A 16,679-nucleotide genomic window follows, 5' to 3' on the forward strand; every position below is an offset into this window, starting at 1 on the left:
GATGGACGCGGTGCGCGGCACCAGGATCGCCGAGCTGGAGCGCAGGGTCGCCGACCTCGAGGCCGACCTCGCGGAGCTCCGCCAGCACAACGTGCGACTGGCCGAGCTGACCGACCTGGTGCAGGAGCTCCTCATCCCGATGGCGAGCCGCGACGAGCAGCGGATCTCCGAGGCGATCGCCCGGTTCAACGAGAGCCTGTAGTGGTCGAGCGGGTCCTCCTCCACATCGGACTGCCCAAGACCGCGACGTCCTACCTGCAGACGATCATCTGGAGCAACCGCGACGCCCTGCGCGCCGCGGGTGTGGTGGTGCCGGGGCGGGAGCGCCGCGACCACCTCTGGGCCTCCCGCGTGGTGCGCGAGGACCCGCACCTGCACCGGCACCCCGAGCACCACGCCACCTCCTGGGAGCGGATCCGCACCGAGCTGGCCGCGGCGGACGGGACGGGCCTGGTCAGCCACGAGTTCTTCGCCGCCGCCTCGCCCCGGCAGGCGCGCGCCGCGGTCGAGGCCCTCGCCCCGGCCGAGGTGCACGTGGTGGTCACCGCCCGGGAGCCTCTCGGGCTCTTCACCGCCAGCTGGCAGGAGAGCCTGAAGAACGGCGGCACCGTCGCGATGGCCGACTACGGCCGCTCGGAGTCGCGGAGCCCGGAGGCGATCTGGGACTGGCGCACCCTCGATCTCGCGCTGGTCCTGCGCCGGTGGGGCAAGGCCGTGCCGCCCGAGCGGATCCACGTGCTGCCGCTGGACCCGCAGGCGCCGCGGGAGGAGATCTGGCACCGCTTCGCCGGCCTGCTCGGCGTGCGCCCCGACGCCTTCGACCTCTCCGCCTCCTTCCCCAACGCCTCGATGGGCGTCGTCGAGGCCGAGACGCTGCGGCGGGTCAACCTCTCGCTGCGCGACTCCGACCACCCCTTCGACCGCGCCTTCGACAAGGGCGTCTACCTGCGCACGTTCCTGGCCGACGAGCGGCTGGTCCCGCGGGCCGGGGAGCGCTTCTGGCCCGAGCCCGACCAGGTGGAGGACTGCCGGGCGCGGGGGAGACGGGCGGTCGAGCTGCTCACCGACGGCGGGTTCGCCGTGCACGGGCGGGTGGAGCACCTGCTGGTGCCCGACGAGCTGCCCGAGCGCCGGGTGCCGGCCTCGGTGACCGACAGCGAGGTGGCCCAGGTCGCCGTCGACCTGGTGGGCAGGCTGCTCGACGACGTACGGCGCCTGCGCGCGCCCGGCGACGGGGCGGACCCGGCCGGCTCGGCCGCGCCGTCCGCGGGGTCGGCCCGCCCGCGCGGCCGCGCGGTGCTCGCGGGCGGCCTGCGGCGCCTCCTGCGGCGGGGAGGCGGCTCAGTCGGGGAGACGGCGCCGGGTCGTCCGGCGCGCCCAGCGGGCGCGTCCTGAGCGCAGGCCGCCGCGCTCCCGCTCCCGCTCGCCCGGCTGCTGCGCCTCGGCGTTGAGCCAGCCCTTGGGCTCGGCCGCGAGGCGCTGGAGCCCCGCGAGGAGGGCGGCGCGCTGCTGGCCCTGGAGCGGCTGGGGCCGGTGGGTGCCCTCGGCCGGGTCGACCCGGACCAGGAGCCCGAGCTCGGAGAGGGTCTCCACGTGGTCGCGGGTGGTGGCCTCGTAGAGGCGGCGCAGGTGCCGCTCGGCCACCTCGGGCGGCAGGTCCTTGGCGACCAGGGTGCGCAGCGCCTCGGCGAGCGGGGCGCGGTTGGGCCGGAAGCCCGCCGGTCCGGCGCCCACCATCGCCGTCCACTTGCGGACGAACTCGGCTCCCGAGATCGCGTCGTAGTGCAGGACGCGCAGCGCCGGGTCGGCCGCGCCGTCGACCACCTGGCCCGAGGGCTCGACCGCCTCGTGCAGGGTCAGCCGCAGCCCGGCGGAGGGGCGGACCCCCGACTTGCCCTTCACGTGACCGTGGAAGTAGGAGCCGTTGGTGGGGGCGTCCAGCAGCCCGAGCACGTGGAGCAGGTTGAGGTCGGCGTCGTCCAGCAGGCGCTTGAAGAGGACGGGCCGGCCGGGCGGATCGGGCTCGCTGACCGCCTCCAGGGGGGTGAGCCAGGCGGCGCCGGTGCTCGGCGGCAGCGCGTCGAGGACCCCCCGGTCCCCGGCGAAGACCTCGTCGCCGTCCAGGTGGAAGACCCAGGAGGCCCACGGCTGGTCGGCGAGCGCGTGCACCACGGCGTTGGCGTTGATCCGCTGGCGCACGTTGAGGCTCTTGGGGCGCTTGCCCTGCCACCACTGCCGCCCGGCCGGGGCGACGGTGACCTGGGGCACCGAGGCGAGCCAGGCGCGGACCTCGTCCTGTCGCTCGGCCTTCGGGGCGTCCAGGAAGACCACCATGTGGTCCACGCCCATCGCCAGGTTGGCGCGGACGAAGTGCTCGACGTTGCCGGGGCTGTCGAGGATGGTGGAGACCGTCATGAGCATGTGTGGAGGGTAGCCAAGGACGACCTGCGAGGGCTCCTCCCGGGCCCCGCCGCGACTGGGTGCCCGCCGCCCGGCGCTGTGTAAACTCCGCGCATGCCCGATCCGAGCCACAAGGCCCGTGGGGGTGGGAACAGGGTCCTGGTGGCGGGCTTCATGGCCGTGTGCCTGCTGGCAGTAGTCGTCCTGGCTGCGGTCCTCGTGGAGGAGCGTGGCGCCTCGCCCGCGGCCGCCCCGACGCCCGCCGTCCAGGTCGAAGCGCCCCTCGACGCCTCGGCCTACCGGTCGGTCAAGGCCGACGGCGCGCTGCGGCCAGCAGCGGCCCGGAGGATCGCGAAGGCCCGCAAGGCCTACCGGCGCACGGCCGACCTGATGCGGTTCGACACCGGTCCCCGGCCCTGGCGCAAGGTCTGGACGCCGGCCCAGCTCGCCGAGCGGAAGGCCGCCCGCGAGGCGAAGAAGGAGCGGATCCGGGCCCGCCGCGAGCGCAAGAAGATGCAGGGCGCGCCGTTCACGATGGTGGTGGGCAGCTTCAACGTCCTGGGGAGCCAGCACACCGCACCCGGCGGGGAGCGGCGCAGGTTCCCCCCGGCCTCGGTGCGCAACGGCCAGGCGGTGGGCTACATCCGCGGCCACGGCGTCGACGTGCTCGGCACCCAGGAGCTCCAGGACGACCAGCTGCGCGCCCTGCAGGCGATGACGGGCATGTCCGCCTACCCCGGTTTCGAGTGGGGGGTCAAGGAGACCGACAACTCGATCCTCTGGGACCCGGCGAAGTTCGAGTTCCTGTCGGGGGAGAGCTACACGATCACCTTCGTGGGACGGCCCCGGCCCCAGCCCATCGTCAAGCTGAGGCACAAGCTGACCGGGCAGCAGTTCTACGTCGTCAACACCCACCCCTCGCCGGGGCAGGGCAACGCGCTCGGCGAGCGGCGGCGCGCCCAGGCCACCACGGTCGGGGTGGTCAACCGGCTCAAGGCCGACGGGATCCCGATCATCCTCACCGGCGACATGAACGACCGCCAGGAGTTCTACTGCCAGGTCGTGGGCCCGGCGGGGATGACCACCCCGCAGGGCGGCTCCTACGCCGGCGGCTCCTGCCAGCCCCCGGGCGGGCACCTCGCCGTCGACTGGGTGGCCGGCACCGGGGTGACCTGGAGCAACTACCGGATGGACACCTCCCCGGTGGCCCGCCGGGTCAGCGACCACTTCTTCATCAGCGCCACCGCCCACGTGGACTGAGGCCGCGACTTCACCGATCCGCCCGGGCCCGAGGCATGCTGGAGGGGACGACCCTGGGAGGGGCCGGCGAATTCCACCGGTGGAATTCGCCCGAAGGGGTTCCCTGGGGTTGTTGTGACTGGTGTGATGTGTGTGACTCGGGGCTGAGCGCCCCGACCTCGTCCCGAGCAGCAAGGAGCGCCCTGTGATTCCCGCCCCCCTCTCCCGCACGCCTCGTCGTCGCCGATCCCGTGGAGCGACCGCGGCGGCCGGAGTGCTGGCGCTGACGGCAGGGACCCTCGGCGTGACCGGGCTCGGCGCCGCGGGCGCCGGTGCGTCCGCCGGGACGCCGCTGGCCTCGGTCAACATGCCGACCCCCACGCTGACGCCGACCCCCACCCTGACGCCGACCCCCACCGTCACGCCGACGCCGACGCCGACCGTGCCGGTCCCGACACCGACGCCGACCCCGACCGTCACGCCGACGCCGACCCCGACGCCGACGGAGCCGCCGGTGCCCGCCCCCGAGCCGACCTTCCCTCCCTCGGTGACCGGCTCCGACCTGACGGTCGTCCAGGCCAACCTCGAGTCGCCGCAGTCGGTGGTGGGGTTCCAGGCGGACGTCGTCACCGTCCGGGCCCAGGCCCCCGACCTGATCACCTACAACGAGGTGGCCTTCCGCCAGGACGTCAACCTCGCGCCGCCGCCGGGCTACGCGATGTTCCGCACCCCCGGCCAGTACACCGGAGCCACCCCCGTGGCCTGGCGGACCGACAAGTGGAGCCCCCTCCTCCAGGGCACCGAGATCCTCTCCGACCACCGCGGCATCCCCAAGGGCAAGCAGACCGAGCTCGGTCGCCGCTCGGCCAACTGGGTGACGCTCCAGTCGCCCGAGGGGCGCGTCCTCTCCCTGGTCTCGGCCCACCTCGCCCCCAAGACCAAGGGCATGCCCGACGTGCGGCGTCCCGGCCTGGTGGCCCTCTCCGCACTGGTCGACAAGCTCGACGACCACGGCCCGGTCCTGGTGGGCGGTGACTTCAACATGCACCACCTCGGCTCCGACTACGCCGCCGACCTGCTGACCCAGGCCGGCCTGGTGCCGACCTACGACCTCCTCGGCACCCGCTTCCCGACCTACGACGGCAAGGGCGCCATCATCGACTACATCTTCCTCAAGGGCACCGACCAGCTGAAGGCCGACGTCCACTACCCGCTCGAGCTCAACTCGGACCACAAGGCGGTCGTCGCCGGGTTCAGCTGGACCGTGGACGCCGCCGGGCTGGTCACCACGGTGCAGAACGACCTCTCCGGCTACGCCTCGCAGCGCCGCGCGGTGCTCAACGCCCTGCAGAAGCCGCTCGCCGAGGCCAAGCCCGGGGACAAGATCCAGATGGCCACCACCCGCCTGGCGCTGCCGGCGCTCTACCGCGAGCTGCTCAAGGCCGGGGAGCGTGGCGTCAAGGTCCAGCTGACCACCCGCTCGGGGACGCTCACCCCGCAGGAGCGCAAGCTCAAGAAGGCGTTCGCCAAGACGAACGGGTCCTGGGTGCGCCGGTGCGGCAAGACCTGCAGCAAGAAGTGGTCCAAGCTGGCCCGCCCCACGACGCTGGTCCTGGTCCGCAACGGCAACAAGCCGGCGCTGCGGCTCGACGTCAACCGTCAGCTGCGCAAGTCGATCATCCGGCGTCAGACCCGGCTCTCGGAGAGCCGTGGCCCGCTCAACCTCCAGCAGGCGGGTGAGATCTTCCGCGACCTGCGCTGACCGGCCGGGCCGGCACCTCGTGCCACGGGCACGCCTTCCCCCGGGAGGGCGTGCCCGTCACGCGTGCACCGGGCGGGAGGGCGGGGAAGGGTCGGTTAGCATCTGCGCGACGCACCCCCCGACGAACGGAGTGACCCGCATGCCTCGCCTCTGCCAGACCGAGGACCTCACCGAGGACCAGACCGAGATCCTCAAGGCAGTGCGGACCTTCGTGGAGGAGAAGATCCTCCCGGTGGCCACCGAGCTCGAGCACGCCGACGAGTACCCGACCGAGATCGTCGAGGGCCTCAAGGAGCTCGGCATCTTCGGGCTGATGATCCCCGAGGAGTACGACGGTCTCGGCGAGTCGCTGCTCACCTACGCGCTGTGCGTGGAGGAGATCGCCCGCGGCTGGATGAGCGTCTCGGGCGTCATCAACACCCACTTCATCGTGGCCTACATGCTGATGAAGCACGGCACCGAGGAGCAGAAGCGCAAGTACCTGCCGAGGATGGCGACCGGCGAGGTCCGGGGCGCGTTCTCGATGTCCGAGCCGTCGCTGGGCTCCGACGTCTCCGCGATCTCGACCAAGGCCACGAAGACCGACGAGGGCTACGAGATCACCGGCCAGAAGATGTGGCTGACCAACGGTGGCTCCTCCACCCTGGTGGCCGTGCTGGTCAAGACCGACGAGGGTGCCGACTCGGTCTACAAGAACATGACGACCTTCCTGGTGGAGAAGGAGCCGGGCTTCGGCGAGACCGCCCAGGGCGTGACCGTGCCGGGCAAGATCGACAAGATGGGCTACAAGGGCATCGACACCACGGAGATGATCTTCGAGGGCCACAAGATCTCGGCGGACCAGATCCTCGGTGGGGAGCCCGGCAAGGGCTTCTACCAGATGATGGACGGCGTCGAGGTCGGCCGGGTCAACGTCGCCGCCCGCGCCTGCGGCATCGCCAACCGGGCCTTCGAGCTCGGGGTCGCCTACGCCCAGCAGCGCGAGACCTTCGGCAAGCCGATCGCCGAGCACCAGGCGATCCTCTTCCGGATCGCGGAGATGGCGACCAAGGTCGAGACCGCCCACGCGATGATGGTCAAGGCCGCGCGCAAGAAGGACTCGGGCCAGCGCAACGACGTCGAGGCCGGCATGGCCAAGATGCTCGCCTCGGAGTACTGCAACGAGGTGGTCGAGGCCTCCTTCCGCATCCACGGCGGCTACGGCTACTCCAAGGAGTACGAGATCGAGCGTCTCTACCGGGAGGCGGCCTTCATGCTGATCGGTGAGGGGACCTCCGACATCCAGAAGATGATCATCGGGCGGAGCATGCTCAAGGAGTACAAGCTCCGCTGACCTAGGATCACCACCATGCCGGGCCGTCTCGTCCTCCACGTCGGAGCCATGAAGTCCGGCACGACGTTCATCCAGTCGCGCCTCTTCGCCAACAAGGCGATGCTGCGCAGTCGGGGTGTGCTCGTGCCGGGCCGCGAGTGGCTCAGCCAGGTTTATGCCGTCAAGCACCTCCTCGAGGGGCAGGGGCGGATGTGGGACAAGCACGCCGCCAAGGTCTCGGAGCACCCCGGCACCTCGGTGATCTCCATGGAGTACCTCGGTCCCGCCAGGCCGGCGGCGGCCCGGCGGGTCCGGGAGACGGTCGCGGGCGAGATCGAGGTGGTGATCACCGCCCGCGACCTCAACCGCTCCATCGCCGCGATGTGGCAGGAGACCCTGCAGAACGGTCGCACCTGGACCTGGCAGGAGTACCTCGCCGGGATCGTGGCGATGCGCCCCGGGCACCGCGACCCGGCGGCGCCGGTGGACGAGGCCGGGCGGACCTTCTGGCGCCAGCAGAACCTGGTCCGGATGGCGCGCACCTGGGGGGAGGTGGTGGGTCCCGAGAACGTGACCCTGCTGACGCTGCCGCACCCCGGGGCCCCGCGCAACCTGCTCTGGGAGCGGTTCGCCTCGGTGCTGGGGACCGACCCCGGCGGGTTCGCCCCCGCCCCCACCCAGAACGAGTCGCTGGGCGCGGCCTCCGCGCAGGTGATGCGCCGGCTCAACGAGCTGCTGGACGCCCACGACCTGCCCTTCCCGGCCGGGACGCCGTTCCGCAAGGGCCTGCTCTCCAAGACGATCCTGGCCGGCCGCAAGTCGGCCGAGCCCTCCATCGGTCTCCCGGTGGCTCCCTGGGTGCGCGAGCACGCCCAGGAGATGGTCCAGGGCCTCCAGGGTCTCGGCGTCCGGCTCGTGGGGGACTGGTCCGAGCTGGAGCCGGTGGAGGTACCAGGCATCGACCCCGCGACCGTCCCCGAGGCCGAGGTGACCGAGGCCGCGCTGGTCGGGCTGGCCGGTCTGCTCGCCGACGTGATCCGTCGCGACGAGGAGGAGCGGGCGCAGGCGCGGGCCGCGGCCGCGGCGGCGGGCTGACCCGGAAACCCGGCTGACGTGCTGGGCGGCCCGTGGCACAGTGGGGACCTCGGCCACTCACCCGCCCACCACAGAACGGAGCTGTCATGGACAACGACGACCTCAAGGCCAAGATGCGTGAGGCGCTGGACAAGAAGAACTCCCACGAGCGCGGCGTGCACCAGGACGGCCCCGTCCACGAGAAGGCGCACGGCCCCGAGGTGAGCGGCGGCGCGGCTCCCAAGATGCATCGCCGCAAGGCCGGCGGCGGCGGCGCCTGACCCGGTCCCGGGCAGGGGTGGGCAGGCGTCCGGGAGAGCGGGCGGATGGGGCAGGATATGCCCCATGAGCCACAGCAAGACCAACCCGGGCAACTTCTTCGAGGACTTCCGCCTCGGCCAGGTCATCGAGCACGCCACCCCGCGCACCCTCACCGAGGGTGATCGCGCCCTCTACGGCGCGATCTACCCCGCCCGCTTCGCCGTCGCCTCGTCGGCGGAGTTCGCGGCCTCGGTCGGTCTCTCCGCGCACCCGGTGGAGGAGCTCATCGGCTTCCACGTCGCCTTCGGCAAGACCGTGCCCGACGTGTCGCTCAACGCGGTGGCCAACCTGGGCTACGCCGAGTGCCGGTTCCACCGCCCGCTGGTGCCGGGCGACACGCTGCGGACCCGGTCGGAGGTGATCGGCCTCAAGCAGAACTCCAACGGCCGCACCGGCGTGGTCTGGGTCCGGTCCACCGCGACCGACCAGCACGGCGAGACGGCGCTGGAGTGGGCGCGCTGGGTGATGGTGCACAAGCGCGACACCGAGGCACCGGCGCCCGAGACGGTGGTCCCCGAGCTCGCCACCGTGGTGGAGCCCGGCTCGCTGGTGGTGCCCGCCGGCCTGGACTTCACGCAGTACGACACCGTCGCGGCGGGGGAGCCGCACCGCCTCGGGGACTACGAGGTGGGGGAGCGGATCGACCACGTCGACGGGGTCACCCTCACCGACGCCGAGCACATGATGGCCACCCGGCTGTGGCAGAACACCGCCAAGGTGCACTTCAACACCGAGGCGCGTCCCGACGGCCGGCGGCTCGTCTACGGCGGGCACATCATCTCCCTGGCCCGGGCGCTCTCCTTCAACGGTCTCGCCAACGCCCAGCTGATCGCGGCCATCAACGGCGGCTCGCACGTCTCGCCCGCCTTCGCCGGCGACACCGTGCACGCCTGGTCCGAGGTGCTCGGCAAGGCCGAGGACCTCGCGCCGGGAGTGGGCGCGCTGCGGCTGCGACTGGTCGCGACCCGCGGCCGGGACGAGTCGATGACCCTGCGGGGCGCGGACGGCAAGCATGCCGAGGGCGTCCTGCTGGACCTCGACTACTGGGCCCTCGTCCCGCACTGAGCCGGCCGCCGGCCGGCGCCGGTCACTTCCGGCCGAGGGTCTGCAGCGGCTGGATCAGCCGGTTCGGCACCAGCCGGGTGGCGGCGATGATCGCCTTGTACTGACGCCCGGGGACCGAGAGGACCCGGCCGCGGGCGTGGTCGCGCAGGGCTTGCCGCACCAGGTCGTCGGCGTCGAGCCACATGAAGTCGGGTGCCGAGCCCCGGCCCACGTCCATCCGCTCGTGGAACTCGGTCCTGGTGAAGCCCGGGCACAGGGTCGTCACCGTCACCCCGCGCGGCCGGTACTCCGCGGCCGCCCACTCCCCGAACTGGTTGACCCAGGCCTTCGCCGCGGAGTAGGTGCCGCGCGGCAGGAAGGCCGCGACGCTGGAGACGTTGATGATGCCGCCGCGACGACGCGCGACCATCGCCCCGAGCGCGGCATGGCTGAGCCGCATCACCGCGGTGACCAGCACGTCGAGCATCTCGGTCTCGGCCCCGACCGGGTTGTCCAGGAACCGTCCTTTGAGGCCGAAGCCGGCGTTGTTGACCAGGAGGTCGACCGGGCGGTCCGGGTCGGCCAGCCGCTCCTCCACGCGACGCAGCTGCGCGCGGTCGGCGAGGTCGGCCCGCAGCACCTCCACCGCGACCCCGTAGCGCGCGGCCAGCTCGGAGGCCTCGTCCTCCAGGCGTCCGCCGTCCCGGGCCACGAGCACCAGGTCGTGACCGCCTGCGGCGAGCTGGTGGGCGAAGGCGCGGCCGATGCCCGCGGTGGCGCCGGTGACGAGCGCGGTGGGGGAGGTCATGGCCCCAGCATTGCGGTGTGGCGCGCTTGCAGCAAGCGGCCTCGGCACAGGAGGGTCGTGCCATGACGACGACACTCGCGGTAGCGAACCAGAAGGGCGGGGTCGCCAAGACGACGTCCGTCGCCTCGATCGGCGCGGCGCTAGTGGAGGAGGGCCAGTCGGTCCTGCTGGTCGACCTCGATCCCCAGGCCTGCCTGACGTTCTCCCTGGGCGTCGACCCCGAGGACCTCGACCTCTCGGTCCACCACGTGCTGACCAAGGGGACCGCCGCCGCGGAGGTGCTGCTGGAGACCCCCGACGGACCCGACCTGCTGCCGGCCACCATCGAGCTGGCGCGCGCGGAGGCCGACCTGCTCACCCGCACGGGCCGCGAGCAGGCGGTCCGGGCCATGCTGGAGGACCTCGCCCGCGACGGTGCCACCTACGACTGGGTGCTGCTGGACTGCCCGCCGTCGCTGGGCGTGCTGACGGTCGGGGCGCTGACGGCCGCGGACGGCGTGGTGGTGCCGCTGCAGTGCGAGACGCTCTCGCACCGCGGGGTCGGTCAGCTGCTCGACACCGTGCACGACGTACGGCGCTTCACCAACCGCGACCTCGTGGTGTGGGGGGTGCTGCCGACCATGTACGACGGCCGGACCAACCACGCCCGCAAGGTGCTGGAGACGATCGCGCAGACCTACGACCTGGCCGTCATCGAGCCGCCCATCCCCAAGACCATCAAGTTCGCCGAGGCGCCGGCCGCGGGCCGCTCGATCCTGTCGACCGCACGCACCAGCAAGGGCGCGGTGGCCTACCGGGAGGTGGCCAGGAACCTGCTGGCGCGGGCGGAGCGGGAGGCGGCCGGCCGCTGAGCCGCGGCGGCCGCCGGCCCGCCGATCAGTCGCTCGTGGCGCCGGCGGTGGCGCCGTTCTCGCCCGACGTCCCGCCCTCGCGGGAGCCGGAGGGGCGACGACGGCGACGGCGGGTGCGCGCCGGCCTGTCCTCGCCGGAGGCGCCCGCCGCGTCCGCGGCCGGTCCCGTGCCGGCGCTCGCCGCCGGGGTCTCGGCGACGGCGCCCTCGACGGCCTGGCCGTTGCGGCTGCGGGTCCGGGTGCGGTCCCGCTCGCGGCCGCGCTGGCCGCCCTCGCGGGCACCGTCGCGCCCGCCCTCGCGGCGGGAGTCGCGGCCGCCCTGGCGCGGGGCGCGCTCGACCGGGGCGGGGTCGACGATGCGGCCCTTGGTGCCCGGGGCGATGCCCTGGTCCTGGTAGAGGTGCTCGGAGGTGGAGTAGGTCTCCTGCGGGGAGTCGAACGGCAGGTCGAGCGCCTTGTTGATCATCTTCCAGCGGTGCAGGTCCGCCCAGTCGACGAAGGTGATCGCGGTGCCCGTGGCGCCCGCGCGGCCGGTGCGCCCGATCCGGTGGACGTAGGTCTTGTCGTCCTCGGGGCAGGTGTAGTTGATGACGTGCGAGACGCCCGCCACGTCGATGCCGCGCGCGGCGACGTCGGTGGCCACCAGGACCCGGATCTTGTTCTCGCGGAACTTGGTCAGCGCCTTCTCCCGGGCCACCTGGGCCATGTCGCCGTGCAGCGGGCTCGCGGCGAAGCCGCGCTCGGCCAGGTCGTCGGCGACCCGCTGGGCCTGCCGCTTGGTGCGGGTGAAGACGATGATCTTGTCGGCGTCCTCGGCCTGGAGAACCCGGCCGATGATCTCCGGCTTGTCGAGGTCGTGGGCCTGGTAGATGAACTGGGCGGTGGCCGGGACCATCGTGGTGTCGTAGGAGGACTCCGCGCGGATGTTCATCGGGTGGCGCATGTGGGTCCGGGCGAGCGAGACGATGGCGGCCGGCATGGTGGCCGAGAAGAGCATCGTCTGGCGGGTCTCCGGGGTCATCGCCAGCAGGCGCTCCACGTCGGGCAGGAAGCCCAGGTCCAGCATCTCGTCGGCCTCGTCCAGCACCAGCGCGTGCACGTGGGAGAGGTCCAGCGCCCGGCGGTTGGCCAGGTCGATCAGTCGCCCGGGGGTGCCCACGACGATGTCGACGCCGGACTCGAGCGCCTCGAGCTGGGTGTCGTAGCCGACCCCGCCGTAGACGGTGAGGACCCGCAAGCCCACGTCCTTGCTGGCCAGGTGGAGGTCGTTGGAGACCTGCAGGGCCAGCTCGCGGGTGGGCGCCACGATGAGCGCCTGGGGCTTGCCCTGCGGGAGGTCGGAGTAGGCCGGGTCGGTCGGTGCGACGCTGCGCTGCAGCACCGGGATGCCGAAGGCCAGCGTCTTGCCGGTGCCGGTCCGGGCCTGCCCGATCAGGTCGGTGCCCATCAGGGCGACCGACAGGGTCATCTCCTGGATGGCGAAGGGGGTGGTGATGCCGGCGCGCTCGAGCGCGTCGCAGATCCCCGGCAGCACGCCGAGGTCACGGAAGGTGGTCACGTAGTCATTCGCTTTCGTCGGGAGCTCGTTGCACTTGCGGCGGACTCGACGATGCGGCCTGCCGCGCACATGCCGGTGTGCGGCCCCTCGACCGCACACCCTCGCGCACGTCTGCGTGCGCGGATGAGTCCACTGTATCGGTAGGGTTCACGCATGAGTGCATCCCAGGACGACACGTCGCCCCAGGGGGCGTTCGCCGACCCCGACTACCGCGAGGCCGTCGTCGACCTGCTGGGGGCCATCGCCTACGGGGAGCTCTCGGCGTTCGAGCGGCTCGCCGAGGATGCCAAGCTCGCCCCCGACCTCGTCGACAAGGTCGAGATGTCGGCGATGGCGGCCGCCGAGTTCGGCCACCTGGTGGGCCTGCGCGAGCGCCTGGTCGAGCTGGGCGCGGACCCCTACGCCGCGATGGAGCCCTTCCGCACCGCGATCGACGACTTCCACGCCCACACCGCGCCGTCCGACTGGTACGAGGGCCTGATCAAGGCCTACGTCGGCGACGGCCTGGCCGCCGACTTCTACCGGGAGATCGCGGTCTACCTCGACAGCGGGACGCGCGAGCTCATCAACGAGTCGCTGGCCGACGCGGGCCACTCCGACTTCGTCGTCGGGCGCGTCCGCGCCGCCATCGCGCGCGACCCCCGACTGGGGGGTCGCCTCGCCCTGTGGGGGCGGCGACTGATGGGCGAGGCCCTGACCCAGGGGCAGCGGGTGGCGGCCGAGCGGGACGCGATGACCGCGCTGCTCGCCGGTGGCATCGACCGCCCCGGGCTCGACCTGGCCGCGATCGGGCGCATGTTCACCCGGATCACCGAGCGGCACGCCGCCCGGATGGCCGAGCTGGGGCTGGACGCCTGAGCGACCGGGCGACGTCGCGTCGGCTCAGCGGAAGCCGACGGTCCCGGTGACCCCGCCGCCGAGCTCCACGTAGGCGATCTGCGAGCCGGGGACCAGCACCCGCCGGCCCTTGGCGTCGGTCAGCGAGACCGGCGAGCCGTCGCTGATCGCCGTGCTGACCATCTTCTCCACCTCGTCCTGGGCGAGGTCCACGTCGACCACGATCTCGCGCGGGGCGTGCTGGATGCCGATCTTGACCTCCATGGAGGCCTCCTTCTCGAGTCGGGGGAGTCGCGCTGCTGCGCGACCTCAATGTTCCTTCGGGTAGCCGCTGATGCCGCGCCACCCGAGGGCGGCGACGAGCGCGGCTGCGTCCTTCTGGCTGATGGTGTCGCTCTGGTCGCCGTTCGCGGTGTCAGCCAGCCAGAACCTCGCGCTGACCTGTCCCATTCCCACCAGCGCCACCGCGAGCAGCATGCAGGCGCGCATCGGCAGGCCGGTGTCCTTCTGGATCACCAGGGCGATGCTGGAGGCCGCGTCCTCGGTGACCCGCTCGACGCGCTCGCGCACCGCGGCGTCGTTGGTGAGGTCGGACTCGAAGACCAGGCGGAACGCCCCGGTGTCGTTGGCGACGTAGGAGTAGAACGCGGCGATGGCGTCCGCGACGCGCTGCTTGTTGTCCTGGGTGGAGGCCATGGCCTCGCGGATCTTCTCGGTGATGGCGTTGCAGGAGTCGTCGAGCAGCGCCATGTAGAGCTCGAGCTTGCCGGGGAAGTGCTGGTAGAGCACGGGCTTGGAGACACCGGCCCGCTCGGCGATGTCGTCCATGGCCGCGGCGTGGTAGCCGTGGGCGACGAAGACCTCCAGCGCCGAGTCCAGCAGCTGGGCCCGTCGCTCGCGCCGGGGCATCCGAGCACCCCGAGGGCGCCCCTCCGTGTCGTACCTGTCAGTGCTCACCGGCTCCTCCGTCTCACGCGGCGCAGCCTATCCCCCCACGCAGGGCCCACCGCCGATCGGCCGGGGTGTCGACCTGTCTACGCGCCGGGGCTACTGAGCAGTACCCTGCGTCCGGATGCCGGGACCGGGGTGCCCCGTCGGTGCCCGGAACCGACGATGGGAACACAGAGAAGGGGCCCGGCGTTGAGCCGAGAGCCCGTCCCCCCGTGATCCGCAGGAGTATGTCGTGTCGTTCCCCGCGCTCGTCGAGCCCGCCGCCGAGCTGACCGTCGACGAGGTGCGCCGCTACAGCCGCCACCTCATCATCCCCGACGTCGGCATGACCGGGCAGAAGCGCCTCAAGAACGCCAAGGTGCTGGTGATCGGTGCCGGTGGCCTCGGCTCCCCGGCGCTGCTCTACCTCGCGGCCGCCGGCGTCGGCACCCTCGGCATCGCCGAGTTCGACGAGGTGGACGAGTCCAACCTCCAGCGCCAGGTGATCCACGGCCAGTCCGACGTGGGGCGGCCCAAGGCGCAGTCCGCGCGGGACTCAGTCAAGGAGGTCAACCCGCTGGTCGAGGTCGTGCTCCACGAGGGCCGGCTAGACAACGACAACGTGATGGACGTCTTCGCCGGCTACGACCTGATCGTCGACGGGACCGACAACTTCGCGACCCGCTACATGGTCAACGACGCCGCCTACTTCCTGAAGATCCCCTACGTGTGGGGCTCGATCTACCGCTTCGACGGGCAGGCGTCGGTCTTCGCGCCCTCCATGGCCGACGACGCGCCGTGCTACCGCTGCCTCTACCCGGAGCCGCCGCCGCCCGGGATGGTCCCCTCGTGCGCCGAGGGCGGCGTGCTGGGCGTGCTGTGCGCCTCCATCGGCTCGATCCAGGTCAACGAGGCCATCAAGCTGGTCACCGGCATCGGCGACCCGCTGGTGGGCAAGCTGATGATCTACGACGCCCTCGAGATGGAGTACCGCAAGCTCAAGGTGCGCAAGGACCCGAACTGCGCGCTGTGCGGCGACTCCCCGACCGTCGAAGGGCTCATCGACTACGACGCGTTCTGCGGTGCGGTCTCCGACGAGGCCGCCGACGCGGCCGCCGGCTCCACCATCTCGGTCAGCACGCTGGCCTCCATGCTCAAGGAGCGCGAGGAGGGCAGCCGCGACTTCGTCCTGATCGACGTGCGGGAGCCCAACGAGTACGAGATCAACAAGATCCCCGGCTCGGTGCTGATCCCCAAGGGCGAGTTCCTCAACGGCAAGGCGCTGGAGCAGCTGCCCGCCGACAAGCAGGTCGTCCTGCACTGCAAGTCGGGGGTGCGCTCCGCGGAGGCGCTGGCCGTCGTCAAGGGCGCCGGCTTCGCCGACGCCGTCCACGTCGGTGGCGGCGTGGTGGCCTGGGTGAACCAGATCGACCCGAGCCAGCCCTCCTACTGAGCCCGGCTGGTCGCAGCTCCTCACCCCCGTCCCGCATGCCGTGGGACGGGGGTGAGGCGCTCCTCCGGGGAACTTTCTGCTGCCCGGGCCGTGACCTTCTGCCCGGCGGCGCGTTGAGGGGGGTGTCAGCGACGTCATCGTCGTCCCCGCGAGAAGGGAGTCCGTGCGTGATCGTGACCAAGAGCCCGACCCTCCACACCGAGGGTCTGCCTCGCGTCGAGGGCGCCGAACGGCGCTCGCGGCAGTCCTGACACCCGTCTGCTCCGTGCCGGTCCACTGACCGCACGGAGTCCCCTGGACCCGCTCCCGAGGCGGGACCGCGACCCCGCCGGCGCTGCAGCCGGCGGGGTCGTCGGTGTCCGTACGGCCCCCGACCGGCATGATGTGCCCATGCTCCTGGACCCTCTCCACCACGTGGTGCCCCCGGTGGCGAGGGCGGTGTGGCGGCCCCGGGTCGAGGGGCTCGAGCACGTGCCGAGGACGGGCGGGGTGATCCTGGCCAGCAACCACCTCAGCTTCGCCGACTCGATGGTGATCCCGGTGGTGGTGCCCCGCCGCGTGGTCTTCCTGGCCAAGGCCGAGTACTTCTCGGGCTCCGGCGTCCGCGGCGCCCTCACCCGGGCGTGGTTCGAGGGCCTCGGCATGCTCCCGGTCGACCGCGACGACTCGCGCGCCGCCCTGGACAGCCTCGATCTCGCGCTCTCGGTGCTCGAGCGGGGTGAGGCGTTCGGCATCTATCCCGAGGGCACCCGCAGCCGCGACGGGCGTCTCTACCGCGGCCGGACCGGGATCGGGCACCTGGCCCTGACCGCGGGGGTCCCGGTGGTGCCGGTCGGACTCCGGGGCACCGAACGGCTCCAGCCCGTCGGCGCCCGCTTCCCCCGGCTGGCCCGGGTCGGCGTGCGGTTCGGTCCGCCCATGGTGTTCACCCCGCGCCCCGGCGTGCCCGCCGGCCGAAGGCGACGCGAGGTCACCGACGAGGTGATGGCCGCGATCGCCGCGCTCAGCGGCCAGGAGCGGGCGGGCGTCTACAACGACCGGGCGAGTGCCGCGGGCTGAGCCGCGCGGGCACCGCCCGCGTCGACCGGGA

The 16,679-nt window shown here is 72.4% G+C and carries 17 protein-coding genes; 12 read left to right on the forward strand and 5 right to left on the reverse strand.

Features of this window, described 5'->3' with window-relative positions:
* The first annotated feature begins 1 nt into the window (after position 1).
* Both AC4BGE_RS10045 and AC4BGE_RS10050 read left to right on the forward strand, forming a co-directional pair.
* Positions 2 to 202, forward strand: a complete 201-nt coding sequence (locus tag AC4BGE_RS10045; RefSeq protein ID WP_490569616.1) for a DUF6752 domain-containing protein — start codon at positions 2 to 4, stop codon at positions 200 to 202.
* Complete coding sequence (locus AC4BGE_RS10050) at positions 202 to 1,395, forward strand: hypothetical protein (RefSeq protein WP_490569189.1); 1,194 nt, start codon at positions 202 to 204, stop codon at positions 1,393 to 1,395. Before AC4BGE_RS10045 ends, AC4BGE_RS10050 begins: the two co-directional genes overlap by 1 nt.
* On the opposite strand, the gene AC4BGE_RS10055 is transcribed toward AC4BGE_RS10050, so the two are convergent.
* Complete coding sequence (locus AC4BGE_RS10055) at positions 1,342 to 2,421, reverse strand: glycosyltransferase family protein (protein ID WP_490575193.1); 1,080 nt, start codon at positions 2,419 to 2,421, stop codon at positions 1,342 to 1,344. The genes AC4BGE_RS10050 and AC4BGE_RS10055 overlap by 54 nt on opposite strands.
* A gap of 93 nt (positions 2,422 to 2,514) precedes the next feature.
* Here AC4BGE_RS10055 and AC4BGE_RS10060 point away from each other — a divergent pair, with 93 nt between their 5' ends.
* From AC4BGE_RS10060 to AC4BGE_RS10085, 6 genes are all read left to right on the forward strand, one after another.
* Positions 2,515 to 3,660: an endonuclease/exonuclease/phosphatase family protein gene (locus tag AC4BGE_RS10060; protein WP_490575194.1), complete on the forward strand. Its 1,146-nt coding sequence runs from the start codon at positions 2,515 to 2,517 to the stop codon at positions 3,658 to 3,660.
* Positions 3,661 to 3,844: 184 nt separating this feature from the next.
* Positions 3,845 to 5,401 (forward strand): endonuclease/exonuclease/phosphatase family protein, encoded by a 1,557-nt coding sequence (locus AC4BGE_RS10065; protein ID WP_490575195.1) that lies wholly within the window; start codon positions 3,845 to 3,847, stop codon positions 5,399 to 5,401.
* A gap of 139 nt (positions 5,402 to 5,540) precedes the next feature.
* On the forward strand, positions 5,541 to 6,734 hold the full coding sequence (locus tag AC4BGE_RS10070; RefSeq protein ID WP_490569185.1) for an acyl-CoA dehydrogenase family protein: 1,194 nt from the start codon (positions 5,541 to 5,543) through the stop codon (positions 6,732 to 6,734).
* 15 nt (positions 6,735 to 6,749) lie between these two features.
* The gene (locus tag AC4BGE_RS10075) at positions 6,750 to 7,808 is read left to right on the forward strand and encodes a hypothetical protein (protein ID WP_490575196.1); all 1,059 of its coding nucleotides are present in this window, start codon (positions 6,750 to 6,752) and stop codon (positions 7,806 to 7,808) included.
* An 86-nt stretch (positions 7,809 to 7,894) separates the two neighbouring features.
* Complete coding sequence (locus AC4BGE_RS10080; protein ID WP_490569183.1) at positions 7,895 to 8,068, forward strand: DUF5302 domain-containing protein; 174 nt, start codon at positions 7,895 to 7,897, stop codon at positions 8,066 to 8,068.
* Positions 8,069 to 8,132: 64 nt separating this feature from the next.
* The gene (locus AC4BGE_RS10085; RefSeq protein WP_490575197.1) at positions 8,133 to 9,173 is read left to right on the forward strand and encodes a MaoC family dehydratase; all 1,041 of its coding nucleotides are present in this window, start codon (positions 8,133 to 8,135) and stop codon (positions 9,171 to 9,173) included.
* Between the two features lie 22 nt (positions 9,174 to 9,195).
* Here the strand turns inward: AC4BGE_RS10085 and AC4BGE_RS10090 are convergent, their stop codons facing one another.
* Complete coding sequence (locus AC4BGE_RS10090) at positions 9,196 to 9,960, reverse strand: SDR family NAD(P)-dependent oxidoreductase (RefSeq protein WP_490575198.1); 765 nt, start codon at positions 9,958 to 9,960, stop codon at positions 9,196 to 9,198.
* Between the two features lie 62 nt (positions 9,961 to 10,022).
* On the opposite strand from AC4BGE_RS10090, the gene AC4BGE_RS10095 reads away from it, so the two are divergent.
* On the forward strand, positions 10,023 to 10,811 hold the full coding sequence (locus AC4BGE_RS10095) for a ParA family protein (protein WP_490569180.1): 789 nt from the start codon (positions 10,023 to 10,025) through the stop codon (positions 10,809 to 10,811).
* Positions 10,812 to 10,836: 25 nt separating this feature from the next.
* Here AC4BGE_RS10095 and AC4BGE_RS10100 read toward each other — a convergent pair whose 3' ends face one another.
* A complete protein-coding gene (locus tag AC4BGE_RS10100; RefSeq protein ID WP_490575199.1) occupies positions 10,837 to 12,369 on the reverse strand; it encodes a DEAD/DEAH box helicase in 1,533 nt (510 codons plus the stop codon).
* A 153-nt stretch (positions 12,370 to 12,522) separates the two neighbouring features.
* Between AC4BGE_RS10100 and AC4BGE_RS10105 the strand changes: the two genes are divergently transcribed.
* Entirely contained in the window at positions 12,523 to 13,227 is a 705-nt protein-coding gene (locus tag AC4BGE_RS10105) for a ferritin-like fold-containing protein (protein ID WP_490569178.1), read from the forward strand.
* A 24-nt stretch (positions 13,228 to 13,251) separates the two neighbouring features.
* On the opposite strand, the gene AC4BGE_RS10110 is transcribed toward AC4BGE_RS10105, so the two are convergent.
* Entirely contained in the window at positions 13,252 to 13,470 is a 219-nt protein-coding gene (locus tag AC4BGE_RS10110; protein ID WP_490569177.1) for a DUF3107 domain-containing protein, read from the reverse strand.
* Between the two features lie 45 nt (positions 13,471 to 13,515).
* Positions 13,516 to 14,115 (reverse strand): TetR/AcrR family transcriptional regulator, encoded by a 600-nt coding sequence (locus tag AC4BGE_RS10115; RefSeq protein ID WP_490569176.1) that lies wholly within the window; start codon positions 14,113 to 14,115, stop codon positions 13,516 to 13,518.
* 274 nt (positions 14,116 to 14,389) lie between these two features.
* Here AC4BGE_RS10115 and moeZ point away from each other — a divergent pair, with 274 nt between their 5' ends.
* Positions 14,390 to 15,589 (forward strand): adenylyltransferase/sulfurtransferase MoeZ, encoded by a 1,200-nt coding sequence (gene moeZ / locus AC4BGE_RS10120; protein WP_490575200.1) that lies wholly within the window; start codon positions 14,390 to 14,392, stop codon positions 15,587 to 15,589.
* Between the two features lie 390 nt (positions 15,590 to 15,979).
* Positions 15,980 to 16,648, forward strand: coding sequence for a lysophospholipid acyltransferase family protein (locus AC4BGE_RS10125; RefSeq protein ID WP_490569174.1), 669 nt, complete (start codon positions 15,980 to 15,982; stop codon positions 16,646 to 16,648).
* The last annotated feature ends 31 nt before the right edge of the window (positions 16,649 to 16,679 follow it).

The sequence above is a fragment of the Nocardioides sp. Z50_6 genome (genome assembly GCF_058215755.1).